General features: G+C 72.6%; 12 protein-coding genes, 3 tRNA genes and 1 pseudogene. 8 read left to right on the forward strand and 8 right to left on the reverse strand.

Annotated elements, in window-relative coordinates; translation table 11 throughout:
* Positions 1-82: 82 nt before the first annotated feature.
* From purL to purS, 3 genes are read right to left on the reverse strand one after another with little or no spacing between them, the layout of a single operon-like run.
* Positions 83-2,332: a phosphoribosylformylglycinamidine synthase subunit PurL gene (gene purL, locus ABD347_RS24615; RefSeq protein ID WP_344365124.1), complete on the reverse strand. Its 2,250-nt coding sequence runs from the start codon at positions 2,330-2,332 to the stop codon at positions 83-85.
* A complete protein-coding gene (gene purQ, locus ABD347_RS24620; RefSeq protein ID WP_344365126.1) occupies positions 2,332-3,012 on the reverse strand; it encodes a phosphoribosylformylglycinamidine synthase subunit PurQ in 681 nt (226 codons plus the stop codon). Before purQ ends, purL begins: the two co-directional genes overlap by 1 nt.
* Positions 3,009-3,254 (reverse strand): phosphoribosylformylglycinamidine synthase subunit PurS, encoded by a 246-nt coding sequence (purS, locus tag ABD347_RS24625; RefSeq protein ID WP_073756364.1) that lies wholly within the window; start codon positions 3,252-3,254, stop codon positions 3,009-3,011. Before purS ends, purQ begins: the two co-directional genes overlap by 4 nt.
* Positions 3,255-3,593: 339 nt before the next feature.
* Here purS and ABD347_RS24630 point away from each other — a divergent pair, with 339 nt between their 5' ends.
* From ABD347_RS24630 to ABD347_RS24665, 8 genes are all read left to right on the forward strand, one after another.
* Positions 3,594-3,944 carry a histone-like nucleoid-structuring protein Lsr2 gene (locus ABD347_RS24630; protein WP_344365129.1) on the forward strand — a complete coding sequence of 117 codons (351 nt, stop codon included), beginning with the start codon at positions 3,594-3,596 and terminating at the stop codon, positions 3,942-3,944.
* Positions 3,945-4,079: 135 nt separating this feature from the next.
* A tRNA-Gly gene (locus ABD347_RS24635) sits at positions 4,080-4,151 on the forward strand.
* A gap of 84 nt (positions 4,152-4,235) precedes the next feature.
* Positions 4,236-4,308: transfer RNA gene (locus tag ABD347_RS24640), tRNA-Gly, on the forward strand.
* A 164-nt stretch (positions 4,309-4,472) separates the two neighbouring features.
* Positions 4,473-5,381, forward strand: a complete 909-nt coding sequence (locus ABD347_RS24645) for an ABC transporter ATP-binding protein (RefSeq protein ID WP_344365131.1) — start codon at positions 4,473-4,475, stop codon at positions 5,379-5,381.
* A gap of 13 nt (positions 5,382-5,394) precedes the next feature.
* Complete coding sequence (locus ABD347_RS24650) at positions 5,395-6,153, forward strand: ABC transporter permease (RefSeq protein WP_344365155.1); 759 nt, start codon at positions 5,395-5,397, stop codon at positions 6,151-6,153.
* A gap of 21 nt (positions 6,154-6,174) precedes the next feature.
* Complete coding sequence (locus ABD347_RS24655; protein ID WP_344365134.1) at positions 6,175-7,554, forward strand: sensor histidine kinase; 1,380 nt, start codon at positions 6,175-6,177, stop codon at positions 7,552-7,554.
* Entirely contained in the window at positions 7,551-8,165 is a 615-nt protein-coding gene (locus tag ABD347_RS24660; protein ID WP_344365136.1) for a response regulator, read from the forward strand. Before ABD347_RS24655 ends, ABD347_RS24660 begins: the two co-directional genes overlap by 4 nt.
* Before the next feature lie 21 nt (positions 8,166-8,186).
* A tRNA-Gly gene (locus tag ABD347_RS24665) sits at positions 8,187-8,259 on the forward strand.
* 47 nt (positions 8,260-8,306) lie between these two features.
* Here ABD347_RS24665 and ABD347_RS24670 read toward each other — a convergent pair.
* From ABD347_RS24670 to ABD347_RS24690, 5 genes and pseudogenes are all read right to left on the reverse strand, one after another.
* On the reverse strand, positions 8,307-9,206 hold the full coding sequence (locus tag ABD347_RS24670) for a phosphoribosylaminoimidazolesuccinocarboxamide synthase (protein ID WP_344365138.1): 900 nt from the start codon (positions 9,204-9,206) through the stop codon (positions 8,307-8,309).
* Between the two features lie 292 nt (positions 9,207-9,498).
* Positions 9,499-10,959: a N,N-dimethylformamidase beta subunit family domain-containing protein gene (locus tag ABD347_RS24675; protein ID WP_344365141.1), complete on the reverse strand. Its 1,461-nt coding sequence runs from the start codon at positions 10,957-10,959 to the stop codon at positions 9,499-9,501.
* 156 nt (positions 10,960-11,115) lie between these two features.
* Positions 11,116-12,924: a M48 family metalloprotease gene (locus ABD347_RS24680; RefSeq protein WP_344365144.1), complete on the reverse strand. Its 1,809-nt coding sequence runs from the start codon at positions 12,922-12,924 to the stop codon at positions 11,116-11,118.
* A gap of 267 nt (positions 12,925-13,191) precedes the next feature.
* Positions 13,192-14,442, reverse strand: a complete 1,251-nt coding sequence (gene purD / locus ABD347_RS24685) for a phosphoribosylamine--glycine ligase (protein ID WP_344365147.1) — start codon at positions 14,440-14,442, stop codon at positions 13,192-13,194.
* 61 nt (positions 14,443-14,503) lie between these two features.
* Positions 14,504-15,359 (reverse strand): annotated as a pseudogene (locus tag ABD347_RS24690) (DNA polymerase III subunit gamma and tau); the annotation flags it as partial.

Below are 15,359 nucleotides of genomic sequence, written 5' to 3' on the forward strand. Positions count from 1 at the left end.
CGCCCGGACCTCGCGGTCCGGGCGGGGGCTCTTGCGCCGTCGCGTCGGGCGGAAGCGGCGGGCGGCCGGGCGGGCGGGCGGGTCAGGCCAGCAGACCCGGGATGGTCGCCTCGTACGCCTCGCGCAGCTCGCTCAGCGCGATGCCGAACTCGCCCTGTACGTCGATCTCGTCACCGTCCACGACACCGATGCGCGTCGCGGGCAGGCCGCGAGCGCCGCACATGTCGGTGAAGCGGAGCTCCTCGCTGCGCGGGACGGCCACGACCGCGCGGCCGGCCGACTCGCTGAACAGGAACGTGAAGGCGTCCAGGCCGTCCGGGACGACCAGGCGCGCGCCCTTCCCGCCGCGCAGGCAGGACTCGACGACCGCCTGGACGAGCCCGCCGTCCGACAGGTCGTGCGCGGCGTCGATCATGCCGTCACGGGAGGCGGCGATCAGGATCTCGCCGAGCAGCTTCTCCCGGTCCAGGTCCACCTTGGGCGGCAGGCCACCGAGGTGGTCGTGCACGACCTCGGACCAGGCCGAGCCGCCGAACTCCTCACGCGTGTCACCCAGCAGGTACAGCAGCTGGCCCTCTTCCGCGAAGGCGATCGGCGTACGGCGGTTGACGTCGTCGATCACACCGAGCACGGCGACGACGGGCGTCGGGTGGATCGCCACCTCACCGGTCTGGTTGTACAGCGACACGTTGCCGCCCGTGACCGGCGTACCCAGCTGCAGGCACCCGTCGGCCAGACCACGCGTGGCCTCGGCGAACTGCCACATGACCGCCGGGTCCTCGGGCGAGCCGAAGTTCAGGCAGTCCGAGATCGCCAGCGGCCTGGCACCGGACGCGGCGACGTTGCGGTACGACTCCGCGAGCGCGAGCTGCGCGCCCGTGTAGGGGTCGAGCTTCGCGTACCGGCCGTTGCCGTCCGTCGCGATCGCCACACCGAGGTTGGTCTCCTCGTCGATCCGGATCATGCCGGAGTCCTCGGGCTGGGCGAGGACGGTGTTGCCCTGCACGTAACGGTCGTACTGGTCGGTGATCCACGCCTTGGACGCCTGGTTGGGGTGGGCGACCAGCTTGAGGACCTGCTCGCGCAGCTCCGCGCCGGACGACGGACGGGCCAGCTTGTTGGCGTCGTCGGCCTGGAGCGCGTCCTGCCACTCCGGGCGGGCGTAGGGGCGGTGGTAGGTCGGTCCCTCGTGGGCGACCGTGCCCGGGGGCACGTCCACGATCTGCTCGCCGTGCCAGAAGATCTCCAGGTGGTCGCCGTCGGTCACCTCACCGATGACGGTGGCGATGACGTCCCACTTCTCGCAGATCTCCATGAAACGGCCGACGTGCTGCGGCTCGACGATCGCGCACATGCGCTCCTGCGACTCGCTCATGAGGATCTCCTCCGGCGAGAGCGACGCGTCACGCAGCGGCACGGTGTCCAGCTCGACGCGCATCCCGCCGGTACCGGCGGAGGCGAGCTCGCTGGTCGCGCAGGACAGGCCCGCGCCACCCAGGTCCTGGATACCCGCGACGAGCTTCTCCTTGAAGATCTCAAGGGTGCACTCGATCAGCAGCTTCTCCTGGAACGGGTCGCCGACCTGGACGGCGGGGCGCTTGGTGGGCTTCGTGTCGTCGAAGGTCTCCGACGCGAGGACCGAGACGCCGCCGATGCCGTCACCACCGGTGCGGGCGCCGTAGAGAATGACCTTGTTGCCCGGGCCGGACGCCTTGGCGAGGTGGATGTCCTCGTGCTTCATCACACCGATGCAGCCGGCGTTGACCAGCGGGTTGCCCTGGTAGCAGGAGTCGAAGACCACCTCGCCGCCGATGTTCGGCAGCCCCAGGCAGTTGCCGTAGCCGCCGATGCCCGCGACGACGCCCGGCAGGACGCGCTTGGTGTCGGGGTGGTCGGCCGCGCCGAACCGCAGCGGGTCGACGACCGCGACCGGGCGGGCGCCCATGGCGAGGATGTCGCGGACGATGCCGCCGACACCGGTGGCCGCGCCCTGGTAGGGCTCGATGTACGAGGGGTGGTTGTGCGACTCGACCTTGAAGGTCACCGCGTACCCCTGGCCGACGTCGACGACGCCCGCGTTCTCGCCGATGCCGACGAGCATCGCGTCGTTCTCGGGGGCCTTCTCGCCGAACTGCTTCAGATGGACCTTGCTGCTCTTGTACGAGCAGTGCTCCGACCACATGACCGAGTACATGGCCAGCTCGGCACCGGTCGGGCGCCGGCCGAGGATCTCCCGGATGCGCGCGTACTCGTCCTTCTTCAGGCCGAGCTCGGCCCACGGCTGCTCGACGTCGGGGGTCTCGGCGGCGTGCTTGACGGTATCGAGGGTCATCAGGCGTTGACCAGCTTCTTGAGGATCGAGGTGAAGAAACCCAGCCCATCGGTACGGCCCGTACCGACCAGCGGCTCCACGGCGTGCTCCGGGTGCGGCATCAGACCGACGACGTTCCCGGCGGCGTTGGTGATGCCGGCGATGTCGCGCAGCGAGCCGTTGGGGTTGAAGTCCCGGTACCGGAAGACGACCCGGCCCTCCGCCTCCAGCTCGTCGAGCGTGCGCTCGTCGGCGACGTACCGCCCGTCGATGTTCTTGAGCGGGATGTGGATCTCCTGGCCCTGCTCGTAATCGAGGGTCCAGGCGGTGTCCGCGTTCTCCACCCGCAGCTTCTGGTCGCGGCAGATGAAGTGCAGGTGGTTGTTGCGCAGCATGGCGCCGGGCAGCAGGTGCGACTCGGTCAGCACCTGGAAGCCGTTGCAGATGCCGAGTACCGGCATACCGGCCCTGGCCTGCTCGATGACCGTCCCCATCACCGGCGAGAAGCGGGAGATGGCGCCGGCGCGCAGGTAGTCGCCGTAGGAGAACCCGCCCGGCAGGACGACCGCGTCGACCTGCTTGAGGTCCTTGTCGCGGTGCCAGAGGGAAACCGGCTCCGCGCCCGCGAGCCGGACCGCGCGGAGCGCGTCCCGGTCGTCGAGGGTCCCGGGGAAGGTGACGACCCCGATGCGAGCGGTCACGACTCCACCTTCACGACGAAGTCCTCGATGACGGTGTTGGCGAGGAACGTCTCGGCCATCTCGTGGATGCGGGCGAGCGCGGCGTCATCGACCGGCCCCTCCACATCGAGCTCGAAACGCTTTCCCTGACGGACGTCGGCGATCCCCTCGAAACCGAGGCGGGGCAGTGCGCGCTGCACCGCCTGGCCCTGCGGGTCGAGGATCTCCGGCTTGAGCATGACGTCGACTACGACGCGTGCCACTGGCACTCCCGGTGGTGTGTTGCGTGGGCGGTTCCCTCAGCGTACCTGTCTCCAAAATCTACGCGAGTAGACATCTGGAGGTCCCTACAAATGGCCACGAGAACAACCGCGGAACCGCAGGAAAAATCCCGCGAAAAAATGCACCCGCCGATTGCCACCGGACACGCTGACGCAATTGGCTGGGCTTCACAATGCCGAGCGTTCCGCTGTACAAAGGAATACAGAGGAAAGCAGCATTGCCCCTCAACAACCGCAAATCCGGTATCGCCGCACGTCAGACATGGCAACAACCATGCCGGACGGGTCGGGGCGGCACACCGCGCGAAAGGACCGATATCCGTGGCGCAGCGCGTAGTGGTCACACTCTTCGACGACCTCGACGGAGGGGAAGCGGCGGAAACGGTCACCTTCGGCCTCGACGGCAGGACGTACGAGATCGACCTCAATCCCGCCAATGCAAAGAAACTGCGCAAGACCCTCGCCCCGTACATGGCGGCCGGCCGCAAGCAGTCCGCCTCCCGCGCGGGTACCGGAGGCGGCCCCGGCCGCCCCCGCGCCGCGTACAAGCACACCTCGCTCGAACCCGACCCGGCGGCGGTCCGCGCCTGGGCACAGTCCAACAAGATGGACGTCCCCGCCCGCGGCCGGATCCCGAAGCGGGTCTACGAGGCCTTCCGCGAGGCGAGCTGAGCGGCCGCCCGGCCGGTCCCGGCAGGAGCGGGGCACGGCGCCGTCCGCACCGAGTTGCGCGACACCCCAGGTGATCCGCTAGAGTCTGGATCACGCCGAGGGGCAAGGCCGAAAGGCCCGAACCTCACGGAGCGTGCGGGTGTAGTTCAGTAGTAGAACATCCCCCTTCCAGGGGGAAGGCGCAGTGTGCGATCCCTGTCACCCGCTCTGCATCACTTGTCGACCACTCCGATGGAGTGGATCAGGTACAGTGGTGTTGGCACCGCCCGGTGAAAGCCGAGCGGCAGCACTGCGGACGTGGCTCAGTTGGTAGAGCATCACCTTGCCAAGGTGAGGGTCGCGAGTTCGAATCTCGTCGTCCGCTCAGAGAACGAAGGCCCCGGTCATCACGACCGGGGCCTTCGTCGTGTCCGCGCCTGCGGCGGGCGGACAACATCGTCATCGGCCCGCCGGCCGATGACATTTGTCATCGGCAACCGGTGACAGCGCGACCTGCCCGCGCGCGGTGGGCGGCGGAAGCCTTGAGACATGACCAAAGTGATTGAGGCGGAGGACGTCCGTCGCAGCTACTCCGGAGGGTTCGAGGCCGTGACCGGGCTCACCTTCTCCGTGTCACGCGGCGAGGTCTTCGCCCTGCTCGGCACCAACGGCGCCGGGAAGACCTCCACCGTGGAGCTGCTCGAAGGCCTCGCCCGCCCGAGCGGCGGCACCGTGCGGGTCCTCGGCCACGACCCCTACACCGAACGCGCCGCCGTCCGGCCGCGGATCGGTGTGATGCTCCAGGAAGGCGGGTTCCCCGCCGACCTCACGGTCGCCGAGACCGTACGGATGTGGGCGGGGTGCACCACCGGTGCCCGGCCGGCAGGGGAGGCACTGGAGACGGTCGGCCTCGGCGGCCGGGCCGGGGTGCGCGTCAAGCAGCTGTCCGGCGGCGAGAAGCGGCGGCTCGATCTGGCACTCGCCCTGCTCGGCCACCCCGAAGTGCTGTTCCTGGACGAGCCGTCGACCGGACTGGACGCCGAGGGGCGCCGCGACACCTGGGAGTTGGTGCGCCGACTCCGGGACGGCGGGACGACCGTGCTGCTGACCACCCATTACCTGGAGGAGGCCGAGACGCTCGCCGACCGGCTGGCGATCATGCACCGGGGCCGGATCGTGACGGCCGGTACGCCCGCCGAGGTGACGGCCGCGCGCCCCTCGCGCATCCGCTTCGTCCTGCCCGAAGCGGTTCCGGCCGCACGGCTGCCGCTGTCGCTGCGGGCCGCCGCGACGGGGCGGCACGTCGAGATCCGTACACACGCCCTCCAGGACTCGCTCGGCGAACTGCTGCTGTGGGCCCGTGAGACGGGCGTACGGCTCGAAGGGCTCGACGCCCGGTCCGCCTCCCTCGAAGAGGCCTTCCTCGACATCGCACGGAACGAAACGGTGGGTGTGTGACGTGGCTACCACGATGACGGCGCGCATGGGCGCGCTGGGGCGGGCCGAGCTGACGCTCCTCGTACGGAACAGGTACGCGCTGTTCACGGCGCTGCTCATGCCCGTCCTGATGGTGGGGGTGCTGCGGTCCTCCCTCGACCGGGTCGACCTGGACCGGGCCGGGATGAGCGCCCTGGAGGCGGCGCTCAGCGGCGGCGTGGTGATGATGCTGATCCTCGTCGTCTACCTCAACCTCGTCTCCGCGTACGTGGCCCGGCGTGAGGAGCTGGTGCTGAAGCGGCTGCGGACGGGCGAGGCCTCCGACCGGGAGATCCTCGTCGGCACCGCGCTGCCGGCGGTCGTGCTCGCGGTGGCGCAGAGCGTGCTGATCGTGGGGGCCGGAGTGGTCCTCCTCGACGTGCGTGCGCCGCAGCGGGCGGACCTCCTGTTGGGGGGCGTGCTGTCGGGGGTCGTGATGCTGGTCGCTCTCGCCGGGGCGACGGCGGCGGTCACGCGCACCGTGGAGAGCGCGCAGATCACCACCATGCCGCTGTTCCTGGTCTCGGCCATGGGCTCCGGGCTGTTCGTCCCCCTGGAGATACTTCCGGAGAAGGTCGCGTCGGTCTGCGAACTGCTGCCCCTGACGGGCGTGATGACGCTCGTACGGGCCGGCTGGCTGGGTGGCGGGGGCGGCGCTGGGGAGCTGGCGGGCGCGGCGCTGACGGCGCTGGCCTGGACGGTGATCTCGGTGTTTGCTGTGCAGCGGTGGTTCCGCTGGGAGCCGCGGCGCTGAACCGGGGACGGGGGGACGGGCATGAAGCTGACCGGGTGGTGGAGCCGGCGGAGCAACCCGGAGAAGGTGGAGCTCTACACCCGCTGGTCGTACCACCTGTTCATCCTGATCGAAGTGACCTCCATCGGCCTGGGCGTGCTGGGCCGGATTCCCCTGCCGCTGGGCGGGTGGCTGTTCCTGCTGGTGGCCGCGCACTCGGTGCTGGGCGGGGTGCTGGCGTCCCGGGCGCTGGACTGGACCGTGGGGCGGCGGGCCCGTCCGCGGCGGCTCATGGTGGCGCACGGGGTGGTCTCCTGCGCGCTCGCCGCGGCGGCGCTGGCGCTGTACCGGTTCGGCGGGCCGAGGGACGTGGAGACCGTCGCCACCCTGGTGGTGGGGATGATGGCCTTCGGCGTCGGCGGAGTGGTGCTGGGCCTGGCCAGGACCCGGCACATGCTCGGTCTGGTGCTGGCCGCGGCGGCCGGCACCGCCACGGCGTGCCTCGGGCTCGGACTGCGGCCGGAGGAGACCGTCGGCCTCGCGGTCGGTGTCCTGCTCGGGGGTGTGTTCCTCGCCGCGACCAGCGGGTTCTCGGGCTGGCTGCTGCGGGCGGTGTGGGAGCTGGACGCGGCGCGTGAACTGCAGGCGCGGCTCGCGGTCGCGGAGGAACGGCTGCGGTTCGGGCGCGACCTGCACGACGTGATGGGCCGCAACCTGTCGGTGATCGCGCTCAAGAGCGAGCTGGCGGTGCAGCTGGCCCGGCGAGGCGGGGCGGAGGCGGCGGTGGACCAGATGACCGAGGTCCAGCGGATCGCGCGGGAGTCCCAGCGGGAGGTCCGGGACGTGGTGCGGGGCTACCGGGAGGCCGATCTGCACACGGAACTGGAAGGCGCGCGGAGCGTGTTGGCGGCGGCCGGGATCACCTGCACGGTGGTGGCCGCGGAGGCGGAGCTCCCGGCGCCGGTCCAGTCGGCGCTCGCCTGGGTGGTGCGGGAGGGCACCACGAACGTGCTGCGGCACGGGGACGCGCGGCGGTGCTCGGTGTCGGTGTCCGTGTCGGTGGGCGCGGAGGAGGGGTGCGCGGTGCTGGTGGTGGAGAACGACGGTGCGGACGGCGGCTCGGGTTCGGGTGCGGGTGCGGGCTTGGGCTCGGGGGCCGGTGCCGGTTCGCGGTTGGTGGCCGGTGCGGGTTCGGGCTCGGGGTTGGTGGCCGGTGCCGGTGCGGGCTCGGGTGTTGGTGCCGGCTCGGGTTCCGGTTTCGGTTACGGCTCCGCAGTGGGGTCGGGGACGGGCCTGGCCGGGCTGCGGGAACGGCTCGCGGCGCTGGACGGGACGCTGGAGGCGGGGCCGGTGAGCGGCGGGCGGTTCCGGGTGACGGCCCGGGTGCCGGTCGGGGCGCCCGTGACGGGAGCCGCGCGGTGACCGCCCCCGTGCGCGTACTGCTCGCCGATGACGAGCACCTGATACGCGGCGCGCTGGCCGCCCTCCTGGGGCTGGAGGACGATCTCGTGGTCGTCGCCGAGGCGGCGTCCGGGCCCGAGGCGCTCGCCATGGCGCGGGCGCACCGGCCGGACGTGGCGGTGCTGGACCTGCAGATGCCCGGCGCCGACGGTGTGAAGGTCGCCACATCGCTGCGGACCGAGCTGCCTGCCTGCCGGACCATGATCGTGACTGGTCATGGGCGTCCCGGGCACCTGAAGCGGGCCCTCGCGGCGGGCGTCCGGGGCTTCGTGCCCAAGACGGTCAGCGCCCAGCGGCTCGCCGAGATCATCCGCACGGTGCACGCCGGGAACCGTTACGTCGACCCGGAGTTGGCCGCCGACGCGATCTCCGCCGGCGACTCGCCGCTGACCGCCCGCGAGGCGGAGGTGCTGGAGCTGGCGGTGGACGGGGCGCCGATAGCGGAGATCGCGGAGCGGGCCTCCCTGTCCCCCGGGACCGTACGGAACTACCTGTCCTCGGCCGCGTCGAAACTCGGTGCCGAGAACCGTCACACGGCGGCGCGTCTCGCCCGGGAGCGGGGTTGGGTATAGTGGTCTCGCGCCACGGCGCATGCGGACGTAGCTCAGTTGGTAGAGCGCAACCTTGCCAAGGTTGAGGTCGCGAGTTCGAGCCTCGTCGTCCGCTCAGACAGAAGCCCCCCGGCCAGTCGGCCGGGGGGCTTCTCCGTGCGTCTACTGCCAAGTGTTTCCCGTCAGCAGCTCGTACGCCTCCAGGTACTTCGCCCGGGTCGCCTCCACGACCTGCTGCGGCAGCGGCGGGGGCGGCTGCTCGCTCTTCCGGTCCCAGCCGGAGGCCGGCGAGGTCAGCCAGTCGCGTACGTACTGCTTGTCGTACGACGGCTGCGCGCGGCCCGGCTCCCACGAGCCGGCCGGCCAGAAGCGGGAGGAGTCCGGGGTCAGCACCTCGTCGGCGAGGACCAGGCCGCTGTCGTCGAGGCCGAACTCGAACTTGGTGTCCGCGAGGATGATCCCCCGGTCCCGGGCGATGTCGCGGGCACGGGAGTAGATCGCGAGGGTCGACTGCCGCAGCTGGGCGGCGGTCTCCGCGCCGACCTGGCGGGCGACCTCCTCGTACGACACGTTCTCGTCGTGGTCGCCGACGGCCGCCTTGGTGGCCGGGGTGAAGATCGGCGCGGGGAGCTCCGAGCCGTCGGCGAGGCCTTCGGGGAGGGCGAGGCCGCAGACCGTACGGGACTCGTCGTACTCGATCAGGCCGGAGCCGGCGAGGTAGCCCCGGGCCACGCACTCGACCGGGACCATGCGCAGCGACCGGCAGATCAGGGTGCGGCCCGCCCAGTCGGCGGGGGCGCCGGCGGGCAGCTCGGTGGAGATGACGTGGTTGGGGATGAGGTCGGCGAGCCGGTCGAACCACCAGAGCGAGAGCTGCGTCAGGACGCGGCCCTTGTCCGGGATCTCGGTGGGCAGCACCCAGTCGTAGGCGGAGATGCGGTCACTGGCGACCATGACGAGGTCGCCCGCCTCGTTCCGGTACAGGTCGCGCACCTTGCCGGTGTGCAGATGCACCAGACCCGGGACCTCGACGGGCTCGGGCTTTTCGACGAATCCGGACACGGTTCCTCCCCGTGGTTCTGTCCAATCGGCTCCGATTCTCCCGCATGCGGGGCCGGGCTTTGGCCAGGGGTCTCGCGGACCGCACGGGATGGTCGGGAAGGATCTTCGAAGGATGGGCTGGAGGGGTCCCGAGCGTGGGCCCGGATCCTTTCCCGGCGGGTTCGTGGTCCGCGCTCCCGACGGGTGCCGGAGGCTGCCGGCGGGTGCCGGCGGGTGCCGACGGGTGCCGGCGGGTGCCGGCGGGTGCCGGCGGGTGCCGGCGGGTGCCGGGAACGGAACTCCTGGGTGCGTTCTAGTCCCGTTTGCAGATGCGGTCCAGGAGGTTGGCCGTGGCGCGCTGGATACGGAGGTCGACATGACCCGGCCGGTCCAGGGCGGGGGACCAGGCGAAGGTGCCCGAGGCGAAGACGAGGGCGCCGGAGGGGGCTCGGTAGAGGGAGGTCTCCTGGTGGCGCACGTGGTTCTCGCCGTCGCGGTAGGGGGAGTGGGCGAGGAGGATGCGCCGCTGGTGCTCGGGGAGGGCGGTGCGCGGGAAGTACCGGTCGGCCTCGCCGGCGACCAGGCCGGGCAGTTCGTCACCCTCGCCGGCGCCGGTGGCGTCCCAGAGCCAGTGCTGGGCGTTGCGGACGACCATCGGGTGCGGTTCGGGGACCCGGCCCGCGTACTGGATGCCGAGCAGTTGCTGCTCGGGGCGGTCGACCTCGCGCCACAGGGCGGGCTTGCCTGGGCCGCGGCGCTTGCGGCAGGTCAGGAGGCGGTCGGGGACGCCGGAGGCCGACGGGGCCAGCTCGACCTGCCAGTACATGGTGTTGGCGGAGAGGAACACCAGCGAGGTGCCCTGGTCCCTGGCCTGTTCCACGGTGCGCCTCATGGGCACCGACCAGTACTCGTCGTGGCCGGGGAAGACCAGGCCCCGGTACTGGGTCGGGTCGACGCGGCCCGCGTGCAGGTCGCGGGCGTCGGCGTAGGCGAGGTCGTAGCCGTACCGCTCGGCCCAGCGGATGAAGTCGTAGGCGTGGCCGACGTGCAGGGGCAGGCCCGCGCCGGCGTAGGGGCGGTCGAAGGAGACGGTGGTGGCGGCGTCCTCCTCGCCGAGCAGACGGCCGTCCTCGTCCCAGGCGTGGTAGAGGCTGGCGCCGGTGCGGCCGTCCTCCGGATACAGGTTGTAGGCCTGCCATGTGATGTCCGGCAGGAGCAGGAGCAGGTCGGCGGGGTGGCTGTCCCGGACGGTGAACGGGATGTGGGAGCGGTAGCCGTCCACGGTGGTGAGGACGGCCACGTACGCGCCGATCGACCAGTACGAGGGGACCTGGAGGCGCCAGGACAGCCACCAGTGGTGGCAGGAGACGGTCCGGTCCGCGGTGAGCGGGGGCGGCTGGACGATGCCGGAGAGACGGGGACTCGTGGTGATCTTGGCGGCGCCGTCCCCCGCGTAGTGCCCGATGCGATAGATGTCGACCGAGAACTGCTGGGGCGGGTCCACGGTGATGTGGAAGTCGATCGCCTCGCCGGGCGCCACCGCGCCGGCGGAGGCGAAGCCCTTGATCTGGCGGCGTACGTCGTCGGCCGATCGTGGGCCGCCGTGGCCGCCGCGCGCGAGGGCGGGGTCCGCGTACCAGGCCACGACCTGGCCGGTGTCGCCGATGTACTGCTCGCTGCCGCGGAGCCAGGGCAGCGGCCCCTGCCCGAACGGGTCCGTGACGGCATGGGCGAGGGCTCCCGATTCCCAGCGCCGAATCTGCTCCGCCCCCATAGGTGCGCCCCTCCCTCGACTCCCCCGCGACTGTCAGTGCCGGTCTCCAGCACATCACATAACGCACGCACTCCGTCACCGTTCGTCGTTAATCGGCGAGAACGGATCGTGGCATTCCGGTCCCGGTGCGCCGGTCGTCCGGCGTTCGGACGGCGTTCAGTCGAGACGGACGGGCTTCTCGGGGCGGACGCCGACGGTCGTCAGCCAGGAGCGCAGGGGCTCCGGATCCGCGTCCTCTATGAGGCTCAGGACCCGGCCGGCGAGGTCGGGATGGCGCTTGCCGCCCACGAGGAGGGTCGGCCCGTCGAGCCAGTCCAGCCCCGGCATGGCACCGGCGGTGTCGACGGCGGCGCAGCACACCATGGCGGTCACGTGGTCGGCCAGCAGTTCGCGCCCGCTGCGGGGCGGCTGCAGCGGGAACAGCGGCAGCGCGTCGCCACCGGGGCCCCACGCGGCATGGCCCAGGTCGCCGGGGACGGATATGGGCGGCACGGCGGGCGGTGCCGGGTCGGGCAGGTCCGGATCCCGCGGGCCGGCCGGTCCCGCCAAGTGGGCGGCCGGTTCCACCGGGTGGGCGGCCGGTTCCGCCGGGTGGGCGGCTTGCGGGGAGGGCGCGTGCTGCGGGGCCCGGGTGGCGGGGCCGGCGGTCGCCTCCGTCCCGGGCGCCGCACCGGGCACCGAGGTCCCGGTGGTGGCCTCACGGGACACTTCGGCCGTGATCGCGGCCGCGAGCGTCTCGCCGGTCCGCGTGGTGGACAGGTGGTCCATCACGCGGGACAGGGTCGCCTCCGCGTCCCGGTCGGCCCCGAGACGGTCCAGGACCCGGTGGAGGCGCGCCGCCTCCGTACGCCACTTGCGGTCGACGACCTCGTCCGGGTACTGCTGCCAGTCCACCGGGGCCCAGTCGGGGCCCACCTCGGCGGGCCCGCCGTGGAAGAGACGGGCGGCGAGCAGAGAGGTGGCCTCGTCGACGAGCCCGGGCTCTTCGAGCAGGTCGCACGCCGGGCGCTCGCCCAGCCGCGAGGTGAAGCCCTCCGCCAGCCGGTCGCGCCGCGACAGCTCGGTCAGCGCCGAGACGACGCCCGCGTCCAGCCGGGAGGGCCAGCGGCCCATGCGCCAGGCGGGCAGGGCCACCCGGGTCAGCAGCCGGTCCCAGCCCGCGTACGCCAGCCCCACCTGCTCCTGGGCGACGATCCGCAGGCCGTAGTCCACAGCCTGTGCACGCTCCGACGCGGCCGCCGCCACGCCCCGCTCCATCTCGGCGGCGTGCAGGCGGCAGCCGCGCAGCAGCACTCGCACCACCGCGCCGACGAGCCGCGCTCCCAGGCGCCGCACCGGATCGAGTCCCGGCCTGTCCGCCACCGCGACGGCCGCGTCCAGGCCCCGGACGAAACGGCGGGCAGCCGCTATGTCGGGGTGGGCGGACGGCCCGGTGCCGGCGACGACCGGAGCCAGCACCGCCCGCAGCTCGGCGACCCGCATCCACCAGAGGAACGGGGAGCCTATGACCAGGACGGGCGGGGTGTCCGAGCGGTGCACGCCCGGTACGGCCGGCCTGCCGTGCGCCGGGTGCGTACGGTCCTCCAGCCAGCTGTCGCAGTCCGGCGTCAGCGCTATGCCCGACGGCACCGGCACGTCCAGGCGCCCCGCCAGGTCCCGCACCATCCGGTACAGGTCCGGGGCCGAAGCCTCGGGGATCTCCACCGTCGGCGTCAGCGCGGGCCTGGCCCGCGCGATCACGGCCGCGACCGCCGCCGCGGCCACCAGCACCACCACCGCGAGCCCGGAGACCGCCCAGCGCGCGGCGTCCCAGCCCGCGCCGGACAGATGGCCCGTGGCAGCCCCGGTCAGCAGCACCACGGCGAGAGCGGCGGGCAGCAGCGCCACGGCCAGCGCCCTGCCGCGGACCCGCAGCACGGCCAGGGCGTGGGCGTACGCGGCCCGCGCACCCCGCTCCTCACCCATCCCGAAACGAGTACCGGAATCGGACACGGCCGTACGTCACCCCCTTCTGCCCTGCGGCGGACTGCCTCGCGGCGGTGTTGGTCATCCCCCCACTGTGGCACCCGCCACTGACATCGCAATGCCGGTGGGCCAAGTGCCGGAACGCTTGCGCGGCACCCTAGTTGGGGTACCGGCAGGCGTCATCCGGATGGCTCAGCCGTCACTCGATGGAATGGCTTTGGGCAAAGGTGCAGACGGTTCAGCGAACCGCGCGGTTCACTTCCGGGTTCACTCCCCGGCGGCCTTGCGCGCGATGTCCGTACGGTGCTGCGAGCCGTCGAGCCGGATGCGTCCGACCGCCGCGTACGCCCGTTCCCGGGCCTCGGTGAGGTCCTTCCCGGTCGCCGTGACGGACAGGACGCGGCCGCCCGCGCTCACGATCGCGTCACCGTCCCGCCTGGTCCCGGCGTGCAGCACGTACGCGTGGGGCGCGTCCTGCGCCGAGACCTCGTCCAGACCCTCGATCGGGTCGCCGGTACGCGGCGTGCCCGGGTAGTTGTGCGAGGCGACGACCACCGTGACGGCGGCGTCGTCCCGCCAGGTCAGCGGCGGCTCGCTGTCGAGGGTGCCCTTGGCGGCGTGCAGCAGTACGCGGGCGAGCGGGGTCCGGAGACGGGCGAGGACCACCTGGGTCTCCGGGTCGCCGAAGCGGGCGTTGAACTCGATGACCCGGACGCCTCGCGAGGTGATCGCCAGCCCCGCGTACAGCAAGCCCTGGAAAGGCGTGCCGCGGCGGCGCAGTTCGTCCACGGTGGGCTGGAGGACGCTCGCCATGACCTCGTCGACCAGCTTGGGGTCGGCCCAGGGCAGCGGCGAGTAGGCGCCCATGCCGCCGGTGTTGGGGCCCTCGTCGCCGTCGAGGGCGCGCTTGAAGTCCTGGGCGGGGGTGAGCGGCAGCACGGTCGTGCCGTCGGTGATCGCGAAGAGGGAGACCTCGGGGCCGTCCAGGTACTCCTCGATGACCACGCGGTCGCAGGAACGGGCGTGGGCGCGGGCCTGCTCGATGTCGTCGGTGACGACGACGCCCTTGCCGGCCGCGAGGCCGTCGTCCTTGACGACGTACGGGGCGCCGAAGGCGTCGAGCGCCTCGTCGATCTCGTCGTGGGTGGTGCAGACGTACGAGCGGGCCGTGGGGACGCCGGCGGCGGCCATCACGTCCTTGGCGAACGCCTTGGAACCCTCCAGCCGGGCGGCCTCCTGGGAGGGGCCGAAGCAGGGGATGCCGACCGCCCGGACGGCGTCGGCGACACCGGCCACGAGCGGTGCCTCCGGGCCGACGACGACCAGGTCGGCCTCCAGGCCGGCGGCGAGGCGGGCCACGGCCGCGCCGTCGAGGGCGTCGACCGGGTGGAGCTCGGCGACCTCCGCGATTCCGGCGTTGCCGGGCGCGCAGTGCAGAGCGGTGACGTCGGGATCGAGGGAGAGAGAGCGGCACAGGGCGTGTTCGCGGGCGCCGCCGCCGATGACGAGGACCTTCACGCCAGCCAGGGTAGCCCGCTGAGCGGGGCGGTCTTTGTGCGGGCTGCCGAGGACGCCACCGCTACTCGTTCGTATATTCCTCCACCACCGTCGCCCCGAGTTCGCGCACGATCAGCTCGTGGCCGGAGAGCGCCGAGTCGACGAGGTCGGGGTCGTCGTCCTCCGGTGTGTCGTCCTCGAGCCTGACCGGCTGCCGCGCCGCCGGGGCGCGCGGGGGCTCCGGCGCGGGTGCGCCGGAGCCGGGTACGGCAGACACCTGGGGCGCGTGCGCCTGCGATGCCTGCTGGACGGCTCCGGGGGCGGCCGACGCCGCGGGCGCGGGCGTCTGGGGCGGCCGGCCGCCCTGGCCGCCGCCGTAGCCACCGCCACCGCCGCCGTAACCGCCGCCGCCGCCACCGCCACCGCCGTAGCCGCCGCCTCCGGACGCCGGCGGGGGCGCCGAGCCGCCGGAGGGGTCGACGATCGCCTCGATCTTCCACTGGACGTTGAACTGTTCGGCGAGCGCCTGCCGCAGGACGTCCTCACTGCCGCTGCTGGCGAAGTTGTCCCGGGCGCCGGCGTTGAGGAAACCCACCTGCAGGGTGGTGCCGTCGAAGCCGGCGACCTGGGCGTTCTGGCTGAGCAGGATCCAGGTGAACCGGCGGCGGTTCTTGACCGCCTCCAGGATGTCCGGCCACATGTTCCGCACCTGGGCGGCACCCTGCGCCATCCCCGGACCGGCGGCGGGCGCGGGAGCCGCGGCCGCCGGTGCGGGCGCGGGCACCGACGGCTCCGGCTGCGCCGGGGCGGCGGGCCGGGCGGACGGCGAGGGCCAGGCACCGGTCCGGGCGCCCGGCTCCTGCGACCCGGGCGCGGCGGCGGAGGGCCACGCGCCCGGCCGGGAAGCGGCGGGTGCGGGCGCCGGTGGCTGGAGGGCG

The sequence above is a fragment of the Streptomyces gobitricini genome (assembly GCF_039532985.1).
Taxonomy (GTDB): Bacteria; Actinomycetota; Actinomycetes; order Streptomycetales; family Streptomycetaceae; genus Streptomyces; species Streptomyces gobitricini.